The sequence below is a fragment of the Afipia sp. Root123D2 genome (assembly GCF_001425835.1).
GTDB lineage: Bacteria > Pseudomonadota > Alphaproteobacteria > Rhizobiales > Xanthobacteraceae > Afipia.
This window is the reverse complement of the sequence record NZ_LMDP01000003.1, coordinates 51058-67500: the sequence shown is the minus strand read 5'-3', so window position 1 is coordinate 67500 and position 16443 is coordinate 51058. Positions and strand designations below refer to the sequence as shown.

Annotated in this window: 19 protein-coding genes, 1 tRNA gene and 1 pseudogene (1 of these 21 only partly in view); 9 read left to right on the top strand and 12 right to left on the bottom strand. The window is 62.0% G+C overall.

Annotated elements, in window-relative coordinates:
• Window positions 1-462, top strand: the 3' portion of a protein-coding gene (locus ASC80_RS15520; RefSeq protein ID WP_056300794.1) for a hypothetical protein. The gene continues 93 nt to the left of window position 1, outside the view; only the last 462 of its 555 coding nucleotides appear in the window; its start codon lies off the left edge, out of view; the stop codon is at window positions 460-462.
• Window positions 463-522: 60 nt separating this feature from the next.
• Here ASC80_RS15520 and ASC80_RS15515 read toward each other — a convergent pair whose 3' ends face one another.
• The 3 genes from ASC80_RS15515 to ASC80_RS15505 all read right to left on the bottom strand — a co-directional run bounded on the left by ASC80_RS15515 (window position 523) and on the right by ASC80_RS15505 (window position 3540).
• The gene (locus ASC80_RS15515; protein ID WP_056299195.1) at window positions 523-1833 is read right to left on the bottom strand and encodes an NAD(P)H-dependent oxidoreductase; all 1311 of its coding nucleotides are present in this window, start codon (window positions 1831-1833) and stop codon (window positions 523-525) included.
• Window positions 1834-2001: 168 nt separating this feature from the next.
• On the bottom strand, window positions 2002-2802 hold the full coding sequence (locus tag ASC80_RS15510) for a phytanoyl-CoA dioxygenase family protein (RefSeq protein ID WP_056299192.1): 801 nt from the start codon (window positions 2800-2802) through the stop codon (window positions 2002-2004).
• A gap of 63 nt (window positions 2803-2865) precedes the next feature.
• On the bottom strand, window positions 2866-3540 hold the full coding sequence (locus tag ASC80_RS15505) for a GntR family transcriptional regulator (RefSeq protein ID WP_056299191.1): 675 nt from the start codon (window positions 3538-3540) through the stop codon (window positions 2866-2868).
• A 338-nt stretch (window positions 3541-3878) separates the two neighbouring features.
• Here ASC80_RS15505 and ASC80_RS15500 point away from each other — a divergent pair, with 338 nt between their 5' ends.
• Window positions 3879-4814, top strand: coding sequence for a DUF5996 family protein (locus tag ASC80_RS15500; protein WP_056300793.1), 936 nt, complete (start codon window positions 3879-3881; stop codon window positions 4812-4814).
• Here the strand turns inward: ASC80_RS15500 and ASC80_RS15495 are convergent.
• The 6 genes and pseudogenes from ASC80_RS15495 to ASC80_RS15475 all read right to left on the bottom strand — a co-directional run bounded on the left by ASC80_RS15495 (window position 4811) and on the right by ASC80_RS15475 (window position 9030).
• Entirely contained in the window at window positions 4811-5896 is a 1086-nt protein-coding gene (locus ASC80_RS15495) for a hypothetical protein (RefSeq protein WP_056299188.1), read from the bottom strand. The two genes, ASC80_RS15500 and ASC80_RS15495, sit on opposite strands and share 4 nt — an antisense overlap.
• 27 nt (window positions 5897-5923) lie before the next feature.
• Window positions 5924-6451, bottom strand: a pseudogene (locus tag ASC80_RS15490) (transporter substrate-binding domain-containing protein); the annotation flags it as partial.
• Window positions 6442-6579 (bottom strand): hypothetical protein, encoded by a 138-nt coding sequence (locus tag ASC80_RS23810; protein WP_156464434.1) that lies wholly within the window; start codon window positions 6577-6579, stop codon window positions 6442-6444. The pseudogene ASC80_RS15490 and the gene ASC80_RS23810, both read right to left, overlap by 10 nt.
• A 29-nt stretch (window positions 6580-6608) precedes the next feature.
• Window positions 6609-7226, bottom strand: coding sequence for a glutathione S-transferase family protein (locus ASC80_RS15485; protein WP_056299185.1), 618 nt, complete (start codon window positions 7224-7226; stop codon window positions 6609-6611).
• Between the two features lies 1 nt (window position 7227).
• The gene (locus ASC80_RS15480) at window positions 7228-8070 is read right to left on the bottom strand and encodes a fumarylacetoacetate hydrolase family protein (RefSeq protein ID WP_056299182.1); all 843 of its coding nucleotides are present in this window, start codon (window positions 8068-8070) and stop codon (window positions 7228-7230) included.
• Between the two features lie 108 nt (window positions 8071-8178).
• On the bottom strand, window positions 8179-9030 hold the full coding sequence (locus ASC80_RS15475) for an MBL fold metallo-hydrolase (RefSeq protein WP_056300790.1): 852 nt from the start codon (window positions 9028-9030) through the stop codon (window positions 8179-8181).
• Window positions 9031-9151: 121 nt separating this feature from the next.
• Between ASC80_RS15475 and ASC80_RS15470 the strand changes: the two genes are divergently transcribed.
• The gene (locus tag ASC80_RS15470; protein WP_056299179.1) at window positions 9152-9565 is read left to right on the top strand and encodes a DUF3775 domain-containing protein; all 414 of its coding nucleotides are present in this window, start codon (window positions 9152-9154) and stop codon (window positions 9563-9565) included.
• A gap of 20 nt (window positions 9566-9585) precedes the next feature.
• Here ASC80_RS15470 and ASC80_RS15465 read toward each other — a convergent pair whose 3' ends face one another.
• The gene (locus tag ASC80_RS15465) at window positions 9586-10371 is read right to left on the bottom strand and encodes an SDR family oxidoreductase (RefSeq protein WP_056299178.1); all 786 of its coding nucleotides are present in this window, start codon (window positions 10369-10371) and stop codon (window positions 9586-9588) included.
• 334 nt (window positions 10372-10705) lie between these two features.
• Here ASC80_RS15465 and ASC80_RS15460 point away from each other — a divergent pair.
• Window positions 10706-10782, top strand: a tRNA-Met gene (locus tag ASC80_RS15460).
• A gap of 66 nt (window positions 10783-10848) precedes the next feature.
• Here the strand turns inward: ASC80_RS15460 and ASC80_RS15455 are convergent.
• Both ASC80_RS15455 and ASC80_RS15450 read right to left on the bottom strand, forming a co-directional pair.
• Window positions 10849-12168 (bottom strand): MFS transporter, encoded by a 1320-nt coding sequence (locus tag ASC80_RS15455; RefSeq protein WP_056299175.1) that lies wholly within the window; start codon window positions 12166-12168, stop codon window positions 10849-10851.
• A 94-nt stretch (window positions 12169-12262) separates the two neighbouring features.
• Complete coding sequence (locus ASC80_RS15450; protein WP_349509665.1) at window positions 12263-12829, bottom strand: GNAT family N-acetyltransferase; 567 nt, start codon at window positions 12827-12829, stop codon at window positions 12263-12265.
• A 121-nt stretch (window positions 12830-12950) separates the two neighbouring features.
• Here ASC80_RS15450 and ASC80_RS15445 point away from each other — a divergent pair, with 121 nt between their 5' ends.
• The 5 genes from ASC80_RS15445 (at window position 12951) to ASC80_RS15425 (ending at window position 16442) form a co-directional block, all read left to right on the top strand.
• Window positions 12951-14192, top strand: coding sequence for an MFS transporter (locus ASC80_RS15445; RefSeq protein WP_056299173.1), 1242 nt, complete (start codon window positions 12951-12953; stop codon window positions 14190-14192).
• Window positions 14193-14299: 107 nt separating this feature from the next.
• Window positions 14300-14899: a superoxide dismutase gene (locus ASC80_RS15440; RefSeq protein ID WP_056299171.1), complete on the top strand. Its 600-nt coding sequence runs from the start codon at window positions 14300-14302 to the stop codon at window positions 14897-14899.
• A 90-nt stretch (window positions 14900-14989) separates the two neighbouring features.
• Window positions 14990-15364 (top strand): fluoride efflux transporter CrcB, encoded by a 375-nt coding sequence (gene crcB, locus ASC80_RS15435; protein WP_056299168.1) that lies wholly within the window; start codon window positions 14990-14992, stop codon window positions 15362-15364.
• A 116-nt stretch (window positions 15365-15480) separates the two neighbouring features.
• The gene (locus ASC80_RS15430; protein WP_056299165.1) at window positions 15481-15684 is read left to right on the top strand and encodes a hypothetical protein; all 204 of its coding nucleotides are present in this window, start codon (window positions 15481-15483) and stop codon (window positions 15682-15684) included.
• 2 nt (window positions 15685-15686) lie between these two features.
• Window positions 15687-16442 (top strand): metal ABC transporter ATP-binding protein, encoded by a 756-nt coding sequence (locus ASC80_RS15425; RefSeq protein ID WP_056300788.1) that lies wholly within the window; start codon window positions 15687-15689, stop codon window positions 16440-16442.
• Window position 16443: the final 1 nt, after the last annotated feature.

The following is a 16443-nucleotide window of genomic DNA, read 5'->3' as shown; positions in this document are numbered from 1 at the left end:
GCGCCACAGGATCCGCCGCAGCTCAAGCAGATCCCGCTCAACGACAAACAGGTTCAGAATCTGCTCGCGGCGCAGAAGGACATGGACGCGATCACCACGAAGCTGCCGGAAGGCACAACCGAGCCGGATGCGAAAGTTCAGGCCGAGCTTGACGCGGCGGCGAAGAAAAACGGGTTCGCCTCGTACGACGAGTACGGCGAAGTTCTCGACAATGTCAGCCTGGTGCTGTCCGGCATCGATCCGAAAACCAAGGCGTTTTCGGAGCCGCCCGTCATGGTGAAGAAGCAGATCGCCGAAGTGACTGCGGACAAGAAGATGTCCGCCGAAGCCAAGAAGGCGGCGCTCGCCGATCTCAATGTCGCGCTGAAATTCACCAGCAATGTGCAGTATCCGGACAACGTGAAGATCGTGACGAAATACTACGATCAGCTCAGCGCCGCCTTCCTCGGCGACGCGGAATAAAGCTCGGGCCCTTCGAGACGCGCGCAAAATGTGCGGTCCCCAAGATGAGGGGAATGGTCTTCAGCCTGTCGCGAACCGCTGCTCCATCGCGCGCCGCGTCGTGATCGTGTCGTTGGCCGAATCGGTCTCCACATCCGACCAGCGAACCACGGCGCCGTGGGCGATGTCGGCCTTCAGCCTGACGCCATGGGCGAGGCCGATCGGCAGCGCGCCGACCTTGAGGCTGTCCGCTGCGGGCATCAGCTTGCCCCACACCGTATAGCCGCCTTCGCCATCGAGCATTTCACCGGCGCGCAGGTCGCGCTTCGCCACAGCCGCGACATCGCCACGGAAACCGTGCGGCTGGCCGGTAGCTTCGTTGCGCAGCGCCGCCGACAACACCGAGATATTCAACTCGAGCCCGATCAGGTGATACGGCTTGTACATCGCCGCATAGCGGCCGGAGGTATCGGTCTTGAGGCCGTATTGCCGGAAGCAGTCGGCGGCGTAATCGTTCGGCGCTTCGAGTACGACATAGACGCCCCAGCGCAGGTCGCGGAACACCGGGCGGCCGTCGCGTTCCAACGACGACACCACTTCGACCACGCCTGATTTCTCAAGCACACCGCCGTTGTCGCGTGGCCGCATGATATGCGGCAGATCGTCGACGCCGCACGGCGGAAACAGCAGGCCGCCCGACGGCACGTCGAGCCCGGTCGCGTTGGCGATCGCCGCCATTTCGATGGCGGACTTGGTGCCGTCCAGAAATGAATTGAACATCTGCGGGTTCATGCCGGCGGACTGCGCCTCGGCAGCTGTCAGTCCGTAATGGCCCCAGACGCCAGCCGGTGTGACGTCATGATAGAGCGGCAGATACTTGGTGCCCTTGCCGGCGGCAACGACGCGAAAGCCGGTGGCGCGCGCCCAGTCGACCATTTCGGCGGTCAGCGCCGGTTGGTCGCCATAGGCCAGCGAGTAGACCACGCCGGCGCTGCGCGCTTCCTCGGCGAGCAGCGGACCGGCGAGAACGTCGGCTTCGACATTGACCATAACGATGTGCTTGCCCGCGGCAATTGCCTTGCGGGCATGACGGATGCCGACGGCGGGATTGCCGGTCGCCTCCACCACCACCTCGACATCATCCGAAGCAATCGCTGTCGGGCCGTCGTCGGTGAATGTCGTCGCGGCGATTCGTGCATCATCCCAGCCTACGGTGCGGCAGGCATCGCGGGCGCGGCCGGGATCGAGATCAACGATCACAGTCACTTCGAGCCCCGGCGTGTGCGGGACTTGTGACAGGAACATCGAGCCGAATTTTCCGGCGCCGATCAGCGCGACGCGCACCGGCGTGCCGGCGGCGCGGCGCTTTTCGAGGAGATGATGGAGATTCATGGAGAAATTGATCCAGTGAGTAAGGTCATCGATGACTTAGCCATCACCACATAATTAAATGTCATGGCCGGGCTTGTCCCGGCCATCCATGCCTTCCTGGCCTTGAGTCGTCGATAATTAAAAGACGTGGATGCCCGGCACAAGGCCGGGCATGACGAAGTCCTCGCGTTACTCCGCCGCCTGCCGATGGCTGCGGGCGTAACGGATCAGAGCGTCGTCGGCCACCGTCTCGATCGGCGTGAAGTCGCGATGGGCGATGAACTCCGGCCGCGTCGGCGTACGGATGTAGTTCGAGACCGAGTTGAGCGTGAGATAGACGATCTTGCGTGGATAAGGCGTGATATTGCCGGCCGAGCCGTGCACCAGATTGCCGTGGAACATCAGCATGCCGCCGGCCTTGCCGGTTGGCGCGACGATGCCGCCTTCCTTGACCAGCCGGGTCACTGTTTCTTCGTCGAGCGTCCACAGCGGATACGACGTCGTCTCGAGATCGTGCGCGGCCTTGAGGTCGCCGGCGTTCTGGCTTTTCGGCACCAGCATCAGCGGGCCGTTAATCGGCAGCACTTCGTCAAGGAAGACGGCGATGTTCATCGCCAGCGGCTGCGGCATGCCGTCGTCGCGCTTCCAGGTGCCGTAATCCTGATGCCATTGCCAGACGTCGCCGGTGAAGGCGGATTTGGCGTTGATCTTGTACTGATGCATGTAGACTTTTTCGCCGAAGACCTGCTCGACCGGCTCGATCATGCGCGGATGCGCGCCGAGCAGGCGAAACGCTTCGTTGTAAAGGTGGGCGGCGAAGGCGGTGCGCGGTGCACCGCTCTTTTCGCGCCAGACCTCGGGCCGCTGTTCGTCATAGATCGACACGGCCTCGCGCCGCAGCACGTCGACTTCCTCGGGTGTGAAAAGCTCGGGCAGGAACAGCCAGCCTTCGGTGCGAAACTGTTCAAGCTGTTCGGGAGTCAATTTCATGGTCATCCTCCTTGTTCGTCGTTTTTGTTGGTGACCGTTCCGGCGTCCGGACGGCCTTGCTCGTTACGCCGCGCGGCTGCGTGCCGTCAGGCGTTCTTCCGTCGTTCGTCCCGCCGTCAGCGCGTGCGATTGCGCCGCAGCTTCGGCAGCCTGTGTATCGCCGGACAAAATGCGCGCAGCGATAATCTCGTGTTCAGTCCAGGCGCTGGTCCGGTAGTCCAACTCGCCGAGCACCGTCGCCATCGAGCGGCGCATGTGCGGCCATTGCGGCGCGACGGTCTCCTCGATCGCGGGATTGCCTGCGAGGCGATAAATCGCGCTGTGAAAATCGACATCGAGCGCGATCAGCGCGGCGAGTGGCGTCGCGTCGTCGATCGTTCGGCCTGCGTGCAAGGCGCGTTCGAGCGCGGCGCGGCCAGATGCGTCGGCGGCAACGCGCTGCGCCGCAAGCCGGGCGGCGAGGGCGTCGATCGCGCCGCGTACTTCATAGAGCTGGCGGATCCGCAGTGGGTCCAGCGGCGTGACCTGAAAGCCTTTGCGGCCGCTTTCGGCGACCAGCCCCTGCCGATGCAGCAGGTGCAAAGCGTGGCTGACCGGCTGGCGGGAGACCCCCAGCCGCTCGGCGAGTTCGGCCTGCCGGATTCGCTGGCCGGGCGGCAGCGTATGGTCGGCGATCCCCTCGAGGATGCGGGCGTAGACCTGATCGATGAGGTTCGGGGTCGGATCGAGCGGAATCATCGGATTGCCATTTTTCGAATTCGGAATTCCAAAACGGAGAATTCCAGACCGCTAGCAGCTCGTCAAGCGGGCGGCAGCTGGATCGACAATCCGTTTCTATGATTATATTCCTGCATCTCTCTTGTGGCGTTTCTGGAGCGCCGCAGAGACAACCGGACTGACGACGATGGAGCGCGCGGAGGCGCCGCTCCATTGTCGCCGCGCTTTGGCGCGGAGCGCCGATCCGTCCCGCTCGGCTGCACCGATTGCAGCGCGGGCATGCGACGCGTGATCTGAAAAACACCCAGCGCTTGGCTGCGAAGGCCGCTAGTCTGTCTGGCGTCGACCGGGAGGTGCTCATGAACACACCGAACAGCCGTGACACAACATTCTGGCCTGCGCTGCCGTTCGACGAATGGCAGGAGACTTGCGCGACGCTGCACATGTGGACGCAGGTCGTCGGCAAGATCCGCCTCGCGCTGGCGCCGATGGTCAATCAGTGGTGGCAGGTGCCGCTCTATGTCACCTCGACCGGGCTGACGACATCGCTGATGCCGTACGCCACATGCAACTTCCAGATCGATTTCGATTTTTGCCGTCATGCGCTGGTGGTCTCGACCAGCGACCAGCGCCGTACGGAGTTTGCGCTTGTGCCGATGTCGGTCGCGGAGTTTTACGACCGGACGATGAGTGCGCTTCGCAGCCTTGGCTTGGAGGTGACGATCTGGACCATGCCGGTCGAAGTCGCCGATGCGATTCCCTTCGAGCGGGATCGCGATCACAAATCGTATGATGCCGACTATGCGCACCGCTTCTGGCGCGTGCTGGTGCATTCGGATCGCGTGCTCTATGCATTCCGCTCACGCTTTGTCGGCAAGGTCAGTCCGGTCCATTTCTTCTGGGGCAGCTTCGATCTTGCGGTGACGCGGTTCTCGGGCCGCACGGCGCCGCCGCATCCCGGCGGCATGCCCAATCTCGGCGATTGGGTCGCACGCGAAGCCTATTCGCATGAGGTCTCAAGCTGCGGTTTCTGGCCCGGCAATGGCGGTTATGGCAAGGCCGCGTTTTACGCATATGCCTATCCCGAGCCGAAGGGTTTCGCCGATGCGCCGTTGCGTCCCTCAGCCGCGCGGTTCGATCCGAATTTGCGCGAGTTCGTTCTCGACTATGATTCGCTTCAGCAATCGGCCGCGCCGGATACGATGCTGCTCGATTTCTGCCAGAGCACTTACGAGGCCGCCGCCGACAATGCCAAATGGGATCGCACGGCGCTGGAGCGCTTTGACGCGCGTTAAGCCGGAAAGCGATGATCCGCTGACGGTGCCAGCGACCTCGCTTTGATGGTCCATGTCAGCGGACCCGGCGCGGCGTCGGCGGCCGCACTCAGCGCCAAACGCAGCCGCCGAGTGTGGGCGTCCATCAGGCCTTCGATCAAACCGCGCAAGGCTTCGAGACACGCCGGATGATAATCCGGCACGCCTGCCATCAAGGTCCATTGCCGCTGAGAAACCGTGACGCCATCGCCCGTCGTGCGCAGTTCGGCATCGTCGCCCTGCGCGCGCAGAACATCGGCAAGCAACTGACCAAAGCCGAGCGGGCCGTCATCCTGCACCGGGAACGTTGCGGCGATGTCGGTATAGGACTGCATGCCGATCAGGCGGCCGGTGAGATGAAGTACATGGCCGGCATCGTGCGGGCCGAGCTGTTGGACCAGAACCGGCAGCGCCGAACGGACATACTCCATCGCATAGTTGCGATAGGCCTTCTCCAGCCGCGATTGCGGCCAAGTGTCGGAGGCGAGCTTCGGTGCCTGTGCGGGATCGAACGGCGGCGCTTCGAGATGGCGCGCGAACACCAGCCGCTCCTCCGGCAACAGGTCGCGATCGTATTCGTAATAGAAGCCTTCGAGGCCGCTCTGGCCGTCGACGGTCTGCTTTGTGCAGACGAAGCCGAGGCGCGGGTTGCCGAACGACACGCCGTTGTGGGCGTGCCAGCCGCGCAGCATCGCCTCGGACACCTCGCCGGGAATCGCGCAGATCGCGGTGCCGCGCCACGCCCAGCGCGGCGGCGGATAGCGGATCCACACCTTGCGGTCGGATTCGCGGATGTACTCGACGTTGACGCCGCCGATCCAGTTGCTGAGGTAGTGGTACTGCGCCGCCGCGACCGCATGCGGCGTTTTGGTCAGGCCGAACTTCTCGATGCCGGCGAGAAAGCGCTCGTGATGCTGGCGGCGAAAGACGCCAAACACAAACTTCGCGGCGTCGGCGGTGCTTCGCCGCGTCACCGCCGACATGATCAGGCCGGTGAAAAAGCCGTGATAGAGATCCGCGACGCTGTGCCAGGCCTTGAACTCGTCCGTGCCGGTTGTGCTCATCGCATCGGTACTCGCCAGCTCAGGCTGTTACTGGAACCACTTGGCGTAGATTTTCTTGAAGCTGCCGTTCTCCATCGCGATGTGCAGCCACTGATCGACGAATGCTTTCAGCGCGACGTCGCGCTGCAGCCAGTAGGCCTTCTCGGCGAAGTCGAATGGCTTGTCGGGATGCACGGCACAGAGAACGCCGGGATGCAGCTTCTGCTGGAAGCGGGTTTCGGATGCATCCGTCATCATCACGTCGGCGCGGCCCTTGGCGATTTCATCGAAGATGGTGACGTTGTCGGGATGGACCTCGATCTGCGCGGTTTTGATGTGAGCCCGGGCAAACCGTTCATTGGTGCCGCCGGGATTGACGATGACGCGCGTCTCCGGCCGGTCGATCCCGGCGATGGTGTCGAATTTGCTGGCATCGGTGCAGCGAGCTATCGGCGTTTTGCCCTCGCGCATCACGGGCGTACTGAAATAGCCCTTCTTCTGCCGGTCGAGGGTGATCGAGACTCCGCCCATCCCGACATCGAACTTGCCGGCAGTGAAGTCGGCCATCAGGTTCGGCAGCTGGTTACGATCTCGTCGAGACGCGAAGCAGGCGCGGGCGCCTGCTGTCCCTGTGGTTGCTGCGCATGAACCTGCGCCGTCAATGCGCAGGCCGCGATGAGGAGGGCAGTGACAGTGCGAAACATGAGATCTCCTCCGCGCTGTCCGCTCGTCGTCAGGCCGCGGGCGGTAGCGTCGCCTTCACCGAGTCACGCTGCATCATCTTGTCGTTGAACGCCACCAAGCGCGGGAATGCGTCGCGCCAGCCGCAACTCGGGAAGCGGAAGTCCGCATAGCCAAGCGCGCAGACCAAACCGATCTGGACGATGTCGAGCGGGCGCGAGAACGTGTCGGGGCGTTCCTCGAACCACTTCAGCCCATGCCATGCGCGGTCCCACTGATCGTCGACCCATTTTGGCCAGCGCAGCGCTTCGGGGCGCAGCATCTTTTCGTAGCGGCACAGCAGCATGGCATCGAGCATGCCCTGGACGATGGCGTGTTCGGTCTTGACCTGCCAACGCTTAGGACCCGATGCCGGGATCAGCTTTCCGCCGCCGGCGAGATCGTCGAGATACTCGGTGATCACGTAGGAGTCGACGATGGTGCTGCCGTCGTCGAGGATCAGCGCCGGCAGTTTGCGCAGCGGATTGACGTGCGACGAGTAATCCTCGTTCATCGTGGTTGGCGTTACGGTGGTGGGAACGAATTCGATCTTGTCGATCAGACCGAGCTCGATCGCGCTGATCCGCACTTTTCGGGCGAAGGGTGAGGTCGCGGAGAATGTCAGTTTCACGTCAGGCGTCCACGACTTGCTGGCGCTGCTCGCCGAGCCCGTCGATGCCCAGCGCTACCACGTCACCAGCCTTGAGATACTGCGGCGGTTTCATGCCCATGCCAACGCCCGGAGGCGTGCCGGTGGTGATGACGTCGCCGGGTTCCAGCGTCATCAGTTCGGAGAGGTAGGACACGATCTTCGCGACGCCGAAGATCATCGTCGAGGTCGAGCCGGTCTGACGGCGCTGACCGTTGACGTCGAGCCACATGCCGAGTTTCTGCGGATCGGGAATTTCGTCGGCGGTGACGAGCCATGGGCCGAGCGGGCCGAAGGTGTCGTGCGACTTGCCCTTGGTCCATTGTCCGAGACGCTCGATCTGGAAGAACCGTTCCGAAACGTCGTTGCAGACGGCGTAGCCGGCGACGTGTTTCAGGGCGTTAGCTTCGCTGACATACTTCGCGCGAGTGCCGATGATGATCGCAAGCTCCACTTCCCAGTCGAGCTTGGTCGAGCCGCGCGGCTTTTCGACGTTGTCATTGGGGCCGCAAAGGCTGGTGTTCGCCTTGAGGAACACGATCGGTTCTGCCGGAACGGGCAGACCCGACTCCGCAGCATGATCGGCATAGTTCAGGCCGATGGCGGCAAACTTCGAAATCCCGGTGACCGGTGAACCGAGCCGCGGCGATCCCTCGACGAGCGGGAGCGACGCCGCGTCGATCGCAGCGAGCTTGGCCAGTCCGGCCGGTGAGAGGGTCTCACCCGTGATGTCTTTGACATGCGCCGACAGGTCACGAAGACGACCTGAACGGTCAAGCATTCCCGGCTTCTCCTGGCCGACGGCACCGTAGCGAACCAGCTTCATAACAATGTCCTCCAGACATTTTCTTGAACACAAGCACTGCAATTTGCCGACCCGTTCTGGAACAGAGCGACGCGGATTTCAACCTCAAGAGCCTGTTGTGCAGCGCGCTCAGCTCTCTTTTGGGGTTATTTTGAAGGCCTTTCCGTCGCGCTTGAGATAGCCCGGGCCGAAATGGCCGCCGATTACCAATGTGGGCGTGTCCGCGAAACGGGAGAACAGCCGTTGCCGCGTATCGGCTGCCTGGGCCTGGTCGGAATCCGCGGTCGATGACCAGTCGAGATGCGCCATCTGGATCGGATGATGGGCAGTGTCGCCAACGAACAGCGCTTCCTGACCGTCGGATTTGAACAGGATGCTCATGTGATCCGGGCTGTGGCCGGGCGTCGGGATCAGGGTGATGTCGTCGGACAGCTGCGCATCGCTCGCAACGAGGTCGGCAAGACCGGCATCGACGATCGGCTGGACCGAATCCTCGAACACAAGCCGGCGCGTGGCCGAGGTATCGTCGGCCTTCCAGTGCTCGTACTCGCGCTTGCCGAACACGTAGCGGGCATTGGTAAAGGTCGGCACCCATTTGCCGTCTGACAGTTTCGTATTCCAACCGACATGATCGACATGCAGATGGGTGCAGATCACTGTGTCGATGGAGTCTGCCGGGTAGCCGGCCGCGGCCATATCCTGCAGATACGGTTTGTCGAGGTTGTTCCACGCCGGCAGCATCCGGCCCTGCTTATTGTTGCCGACGCAGGTGTCGATGATGATTTTCCGGGTCGGCGTTTCGACGATCCATGACTGGATCGCGAGCTTGAGACGGCCTTCCGGCGTGGCGAATTCCGGTGTCAGCCACGGAATTTCGCGGATTGCTTCGTCGGATGCCTGCGGCAGGATGAATTTGCTCGATCCGATCGATTCGATTTCGACGATCTTGCTGATCTTGAGTCTGCCGACAGTCCAACTCATCATTTCCGCTCCGTCTTCTTCTTGTGGCCGCCAGAATGGTTGTTTCCGGCGGTTCGAGCAATGGATCATCTGCGCGGCTCCGGCGTTATCGCTGCATCTCACGCATGACTGGAGAGCGGATATGCCGGAATTGTCGATTTCCACCGACCAGGTCGGGTTTCTCATCGTCAAGGCGCGCGAGTTCGATGCCAAGGAAGAGGTGTCCGATCCCGACGAAGGATCGAATGCGACGGATGATGGAATGATAGATGTGCTCGAGGACAATTCCGACGACCCGGTGGCGCGCGAGATCGCCGGGTTCATCGATGCCCTGACCGTCGATGAACAGATCGATCTCGTCACCCTGCTCAGGCTTGGTCGTGGCGACGGTACGGCCGAGGACTGGGACACCTTGCGCGCCGAAGTGGCAAGCAGCATGAACACGCGCATCGCGAGCTATCTGCTCGGCCAGCCAATGCTTGGCGATCTGCTCGCCGAAGGTCTCGATGAAATCGGCTTGTCGTTCGATGGCGACCGGACCACGCCGATCGCCTGAACGCGCTTACGTCAACGAACTTACATTGTCCCGGGGTAAGCGCCGCCGTCGAGCAGGAGGTTCTGACCGGTGATGAAGCCGGACTTGGCGCCGCACAGGAATGCGCAGGCGAGGCCGAATTCTGCAGGGTCACCGAAGCGGCCGGCCGGATTGGCCTTCATCCGCTGCTTCAGCACCTCGTCCGGCGAAATACCTTGCGACTTGGCGGCGGCTTCGAGCATCGGGCCACGAATGCGGTCGGTGTCAAACGGGCCCGGCAGCAATCCATTGATGGTGACGTTGTTGATAACGGTTTTGCGGGCGAGACCCGCGATGAAACCGGTGAGGCCGCTGCGCGCGCCGTTCGACAGACCGAGAATATCGATCGGTGCTTTCACCGCGGCGGAGGTGATGTTGACGATGCGTCCGAACTTGCGCGCCATCATGCCGTCGACGGTTGCCTTGATCAGTTCGATCGGCGTCAGCATGTTGGCATCGATCGCCTTGATCCAGTCGTCGCGGGTCCAGTTGCGGAAATCACCCGGCGACGGGCCACCGGCATTGTTGACGAGAATGTCCATATCCGGCGTTGCGTCGAGCGCCGCCTTGCGGCCTTCCGGTGTGGTGATATCGCCGACCACTTCGGTCACCGTGACCTTCGGGTTCGCTTTGCGGATTTCGGCGGCAGTCTTGGCCAATGCCTCGGCGCCGCGTGCAGTGATGGTGACGTTGACTCCTTCAGCGGCGAGCGCCATCGCGCAGGCGCGGCCCAAACCCTTGCTGGCTGCGCATACCAATGCGCGCCGTCCTGAAATACCGAGATCCATGCTGTATCCTCCCAGGCTGGTGTTGTTGTTGACGGTCCCTTACAGCAAGCGGCGCGTCTTATGAAGTCCGGTCCGATCGCGCATGGCTGACCTGTGGTCTGTTCCGCGTTGGATTGCCGCTCGCGGAAAGTGGCGCGCGGACAGGTGTCATAAAAACGTGAAAAAAGATCGCGCCGGGGCCTTTCCAAAGCGGGGGGCGGTTGGTACATAGCCTTCGTATCGCGGGCCTCGCCCGGATCACCTTCTCTGGAAGCCTCCGGACGGGATCATCGGCGCCCTCGGCGTTGAGCAGAACGTGTCTGGTGCACTTTAGTCAAGAATTACAAAGGTTTATCGCGGGGTGGAGCAGCCCGGTAGCTCGTCAGGCTCATAACCTGAAGGTCATAGGTTCAAATCCTATCCCCGCAACCAAACATAGCGTTTGCTCAAAAGCCGCCCTTTCGGGCGGCTTTTTTGCTGGGCATCCGGCAAAACGCGTCAGACGTGCCGGTGCATTGCCGACGTATGTTTGGTGTCGCGCATCGTCGAATAGATGATCAGCGACACGAAGATGATCGCTGACAGATAGTAATAGAACCACTGCTCGTGGCCGATGGTCTTGAACCACAGTGCCACCGCAGGTGCCGTTCCGCCGAACAGCGACACGGTGATGGCGTAGGGCAGACCGACACCCATGGCGCGCACGCTGGTCGGAAACAGCTCGGCCTTCACGATGGCGTTGATCGAGGTGTAGCCGGCGACGAAAAGCCATGCCGCGCAAATCAGCAGGAAGGCGACGAACGGCGATTTGACCGAGTGCAGCGTGGTGAGAATCGGCACTGTTCCGAGCGTACCGGCGATGCCGAAGAACATCAGCAGCGGCTTGCGTCCGATCCTGTCCGAAATGGCGCCGTATATCGGCTGCAGGAGCGATGCGAACAGCAGCGAGCCGAAGATCACCAGCGTTGTCTCGTTCTCGGTCAGCCCGACCGACAGCTTGACGAAGGTCTGCATGTACGTGGTGAAGGTGTAGAACGCCGCGGTGCCGCCGGCGGTGAGGCCAATCACCAGAAGCAGTTCGCGCGGATAGTTCAGCAGCCGCCGGATCGATCCGGTGGCTTCGCCCGACGACTTCGATGCTTCGAATGCCTCGGTCTCGTGCATGCCGCGCCGCATGACGGCGGTAAAGATCGCCAGCATCGCGCCGATCACGAACGGGATTCGCCAGCCCCATGCTCGCAGTTCATCCGCGGTCAGAAAAACGTTCTGCAGCAGAAGCAGCACGATGATCGCGGTGAGCTGGCCGCCGATCAGGGTGACGTACTGGAAGCTGGAGTAGAAGCCGCGATGCTGCGGGTCGGCAATTTCGCTTAAGTAAGTTGCGCTGGCGCCGTATTCGCCGCCAAGGCTGAGGCCCTCGATGATGCGCGCGACGGCGAGGACGATGGGCGCGGCAATGCCAATCGTCTCATAGGTTGGCGTGACTGCAATGATCAGCGAGCCGAAACACATGAATATGACGGACAGCGTCAAGGAGAGCCGTCGGCCGTATTTGTCACCGATGTATCCGAATAGCCATCCGCCGAACGGCCGCATCAGGAAGGTCGCGGCGAACAGCACGGCAGCATTGAGCTGCTGGACCACCGGATCGCTTTGCGGGAAGAATTTCGGTGCGAAGTAAAGCGCGAACGCGGTGTAGGCGTAGAAATCATACCATTCGACGAGATTGCCCATCGAGCCGATGAAAATCGACTTCAGGCGGCGCCGCACATCTGCCGTGTCGATATGACCGTCGCCGACAACCGTTTCTGTTTGCATGGAAGCTCCGAATTCCGGACGGGGAAGTGAACGTCCTTGCTCGGTAAAGGTTGCGCTCGAAAGGTAGATTGTACCCATGAGCCGTCGAGGCAGGCTACTGTGATAAGCGCATCCCTGATCGGCGCAGCCTTGAATCAAATTGTCGGTGGCATGCCGTCACCACGGCAGGCCGCACAGGTCGATCACGCCGTCGGGGCCGATAGCGCATGTCGAAGACATGGGGTGTCATCGCCTCGAAACGAACGGTCTTGCCATTCTGTTCGACATGAAGTTCGCCCTCGAACGGGTGCCAGCCGCGCGCCTGGTAGAATGCGAAATTGTGCGGTTCGCAGACCAGCAGGATAAAGTCACTGGCGTGTTCGTCCCGTAGCGTCTGCACCGCAGCGTTGAGTGCGATACTGGCATAACCATGACGGCGAAAATCCGGATGCGTGCAAACGCCGCCGATGCCTGCAATGCGTACCCTGCGGCCTTTCCATGTGCCGGTGCGGCGATAGATGCCGGCATGAGAAACGACACCCTGATCGGGCGCCTCGATCATCAACCGCAGGTCCGGATGCGCCCACTCGATCGGGCCGCCGGGCGGCCAGATCGAGGTCAGCAGTGGTCTGGCGGCGGGCCAGCCGGCGTCGCCGGTACGGATATCGATCTCGATGCTCATTGGTTACGACCCCTGCAGAAACTGCAGCTCATTATTGCAAGTCCCGAGGATGGTCACCTGTCAATTACGGTGCCAGAGTAGGAAAAATTTCGAGACCGGCAAGGCCGGGGAAACATTTCACATGCATGCGGGTCAACTGAGTTCATTCCAGCGTTGGTCGATTCTGATCGGCGCGGCGACGATGCTGAGCCTCTCGATGGGGATGCGGCAGAGCTTCGGGCTGTTTCAGCCGTCGGTCATCCACGACATCGGCATCACCACGGCCGATTTCTCGATGGCGATCGCCATTCAGAATATCGTCTGGGGTATCACGCAGCCGGTCGTCGGCGTGGTCGCCGATCGCTACGGCTCGCGCTATATCATGGTCGGCGGCGCCTTGATCTATGCGCTTGGCCTCGTCGCCATGATCTTCGCCAATTCGGCGTTGATGTTCACATTCGGCGCCGGCATCTGCGTCGGCATTGCATTGTCATGCACGGCCTCGAGCATGAGCATGACGGTGGCGGCGCGCACCGTGTCGCCGGCCCAGCGCAGTGTGACCATGGGCGCGATCTCGGCGGCAGGCTCGCTCGGTCTCGTGCTGGCATCGCCGATGGCGCAGACGCTGATTTCGCAAGCTGGCTGGCAGATCGCGCTGGTCGGTTTCCTCGGGCTGGTTGTGGTCATGCTGCCGTCCGCCTTCGGTGCCGGCTTGGCCGACAAGATCGAGATCGACAAGGCCGATGACGTCGAGCAGTCGCTCGGTGCGGTGGTGCAAACGGCGCTTGGCCATTCCGGCTATGTCGTGATGGCGATTGCTTTCTTCGTCTGCGGGCTGCAGCTTGTCTTTCTCACCACGCATCTGCCGAACTATCTGGCGATTTGCGGGCTTGACCCCTCGCTCGGTGCGACCGCGCTCGCCATCATCGGTTTTTTCAATGTGATCGGCTCCTATGCGTTCGGCTGGCTCGGCGGGCGCTATCCGAAGCAAATCCTGCTCGGCGGCATCTATATCGTCCGCTCACTGGCGATCGCGCTCTATTTCTCGTTTCCGGCGTCGGTGATGTCGACAATGGTATTCGCTGCGGTGATGGGCTCGCTGTGGCTCGGTGTCGTGCCGCTGGTCAACGGCCTTGTCGCGCAACTGTTCGGGCTGCGCTTCATGGCGACGTTGACCGGTATCGCGTTCCTGAGCCATCAGGTCGGCTCCTTCATCGGCGCGTGGGGGAGCGGCGTGATCTACGAGCACATGGGCAACTACGACATGGCGTGGAAAAGCGCGGTGGTAATCGGGATCGTGGCCGGCTCTTTCCAGATGCTGATGAACGTCCGTCCGCCGAAATCCAAAGAAGAACCGGCCGGCGCACTGGCCAGCGCCGCATAACATTGCGGCGCCGCCCTGCGGCCTCATATTGACTGTCTCTGGCGCGCGAAACCTTCTATAAGGAGGCGCGTTGAGTACCTGTCTCCCATAATTGCGGATGTTATCCCATGACCTTCACTCTCCCGAATTTGCCTTTCGCTTACGATGCGCTCCAGCCCCACATGTCGAAGGAGACGCTCGAATACCATCACGACAAGCATCACCAGGCCTACGTGACCAACGGCAACAACCTGCTGAAGGGCACCGAATTCGAAGGCAAGTCGCTTGAAGAGATCGTGAAAGGCTCGTTCGGCAAGAATGCGCCGCTCTTCAACAATGCCGGCCAGCATTACAATCATCTGCATTTCTGGAATTGGATGAAGCCCAATGGCGGCGGCGACAAGCTGCCTGGCAAACTCGCCAAGAAGATCGATGAGGATCTCGGTGGTTTCGAGAAGTTCAAGACCGATTTCGCCGCCGCCGGCGCCGGCCAATTCGGCTCGGGCTGGGCGTGGCTGTCGGTGAAGAACGGCAAGCTCGAAGTGTCCAAGACGCCCAACGGCGAGAATCCGCTGGTTCACGGCGCCACCCCGATTCTCGGCGTCGACGTCTGGGAACACTCGTACTACATCGATTATCGCAATCGTCGTCCCGATTATCTCAAGGCGTTCGTCGATCATCTGGTGAACTGGGAATATGTCGAGGACCTGTTCTCGAAAGCTTCTTGACGTCATCTGACGCGATATCATTCAGCGGGGCCCCAGAGATGCGGCCCCGCTTTTATGAGGCTCGGAAATAGCCGGGCAGGGGCTGGTGCAATGTCTTATTTGCTTGTCTTTGTCGGTGGCGGTCTCGGTGCGTCGCTCCGCCATGCCGTCAACATGCTCTGCGCCCGCCTGTTCGGAACGCATTTTCCCTTCGGCACCTTCCTCATCAATATCTCCGGCTCGCTGGTGATGGGGCTGATCGCCGGCTACCTGGCATTCAAGGGGCAGGCGGCGCAGCCGTGGCGGTTGTTCGTCATGACCGGCATTCTCGGCGGCTACACCACCTTTTCGGCGTTCTCGCTGGACGCCGCTTTGCTCTACGAGCGGGGCGAGATCGGACTGGCGGTCGCCTACGTGCTCGGCTCAGTCGCTCTGGCGCTTGCCGGTCTGGCGGCGGGGCTGGCGCTGATGCGCCATCTGGCCTGAATTTCAGCGATTTTCGGTGAGCGAAGCCATTGCCGTTTACCGGCCAAATGATATGTTATATTATAACATTTATGGTTTTTACCGCAGGCCGCCCGTGGGGCTGGTCAGAGTGTTCCATGGCCCATTCGCACGCCTCTCACGCCCACCCGCACGCCCATGACCATGGACACGGCCATCCGCACAACCATGATCCGGCGGCCCCTCATCCCGCTCAGGCGGCTCAGTGGTCGATCCTGCGGATGACGCTGGCAGCGCGCTTGACCGGCGCGATGGCGCTCAGCGCCGGTCTCTGGGCCATTGTCTGGCTGGCGATGAAATGACCATGATGGCCCAGCTGCAATTCCGGAACGTCACGCTGGGATACGACCGGCATCCTGCTGTGCATCATCTCAGCGGTGAGATCGCGCCCGGTACCCTTCTCGCGGTGGTCGGCCCGAACGGCGCCGGCAAGTCGACGCTGTTTCGCGGCATCGTCGGGATCCTCAGGCCGCTGGCAGGGACCATCGGTCTCGGCGGCCTCCATGCCCGCGACATCGCCTATCTGCCGCAGACCGCGGATATCGACCGCAGCTTCCCGATTTCGGTGTTCGATTTCGTCGGCACCGGCCTGTGGCGCCGCAACGGCCTGTTCGGCGGCATCGGCCGGCACGAGCGTGACCGGATCGCAGAGGCGCTCGCGGCTGTCGGCCTGAACGGGTTCGAGAGCCGCGCGATCGGCACGCTGTCCGGCGGCCAGATGCAGCGGATGCTGTTCGCCCGCGTACTTCTGCAGGATGCGCGCGTGATCGTGCTCGACGAGCCGTTCAACGCCATCGACGCCAAGACCTCCGCCGACCTGATCGATCTGGTCCGGCGCTGGCACACCGAGCAGCGCACCGTGGTGGCGGCGCTGCACGACATGGATCTGGTACGTACCGAATTTCCCGAAACGCTGCTGCTCGCGCGCTCGCCGGTGGCGTGGGGGGCGACCGCCGACGTGCTGACGGCGGACAATCTGCGCACCGCGCGGCGGATGTGCGAAGCCTTCGACGACGCGGCCGAGCCGTGCGTCGAGGAAGCGCCGCCACAGGCGGCCTGAT

Bases quoted from the DNA above. Each gene is read 5' to 3' on its own strand.
- ASC80_RS15515 (WP_056299195.1), bottom strand. From the start codon at position 1,833: ATGAATCTCCATCATCTCCTCGAAAAGCGCCGCGCCGCCGGCACGCCG.
- ASC80_RS15510 (WP_056299192.1), bottom strand. From the start codon at position 2,802: ATGAAATTGACTCCCGAACAGCTTGAACAGTTTCGCACCGAAGGCTGG.
- ASC80_RS15505 (WP_056299191.1), bottom strand. From the start codon at position 3,540: ATGATTCCGCTCGATCCGACCCCGAACCTCATCGATCAGGTCTACGCC.
- ASC80_RS15500 (WP_056300793.1), top strand. From the start codon at position 3,879: ATGAACACACCGAACAGCCGTGACACAACATTCTGGCCTGCGCTGCCG.
- ASC80_RS15495 (WP_056299188.1), bottom strand. From the start codon at position 5,896: ATGAGCACAACCGGCACGGACGAGTTCAAGGCCTGGCACAGCGTCGCG.
- ASC80_RS23810 (WP_156464434.1), bottom strand. From the start codon at position 6,579: ATGTTTCGCACTGTCACTGCCCTCCTCATCGCGGCCTGCGCATTGACG.
- ASC80_RS15480 (WP_056299182.1), bottom strand. From the start codon at position 8,070: ATGAAGCTGGTTCGCTACGGTGCCGTCGGCCAGGAGAAGCCGGGAATG.
- ASC80_RS15475 (WP_056300790.1), bottom strand. From the start codon at position 9,030: ATGAGTTGGACTGTCGGCAGACTCAAGATCAGCAAGATCGTCGAAATC.
- ASC80_RS15470 (WP_056299179.1), top strand. From the start codon at position 9,152: ATGCCGGAATTGTCGATTTCCACCGACCAGGTCGGGTTTCTCATCGTC.
- ASC80_RS15465 (WP_056299178.1), bottom strand. From the start codon at position 10,371: ATGGATCTCGGTATTTCAGGACGGCGCGCATTGGTATGCGCAGCCAGC.
- ASC80_RS15455 (WP_056299175.1), bottom strand. From the start codon at position 12,168: ATGCAAACAGAAACGGTTGTCGGCGACGGTCATATCGACACGGCAGAT.
- ASC80_RS15450 (WP_349509665.1), bottom strand. From the start codon at position 12,829: ATGAGCATCGAGATCGATATCCGTACCGGCGACGCCGGCTGGCCCGCC.
- ASC80_RS15445 (WP_056299173.1), top strand. From the start codon at position 12,951: ATGCATGCGGGTCAACTGAGTTCATTCCAGCGTTGGTCGATTCTGATC.
- ASC80_RS15440 (WP_056299171.1), top strand. From the start codon at position 14,300: ATGACCTTCACTCTCCCGAATTTGCCTTTCGCTTACGATGCGCTCCAG.
- crcB (WP_056299168.1), top strand. From the start codon at position 14,990: ATGTCTTATTTGCTTGTCTTTGTCGGTGGCGGTCTCGGTGCGTCGCTC.
- ASC80_RS15430 (WP_056299165.1), top strand. From the start codon at position 15,481: ATGGCCCATTCGCACGCCTCTCACGCCCACCCGCACGCCCATGACCAT.
- ASC80_RS15425 (WP_056300788.1), top strand. From the start codon at position 15,687: ATGATGGCCCAGCTGCAATTCCGGAACGTCACGCTGGGATACGACCGG.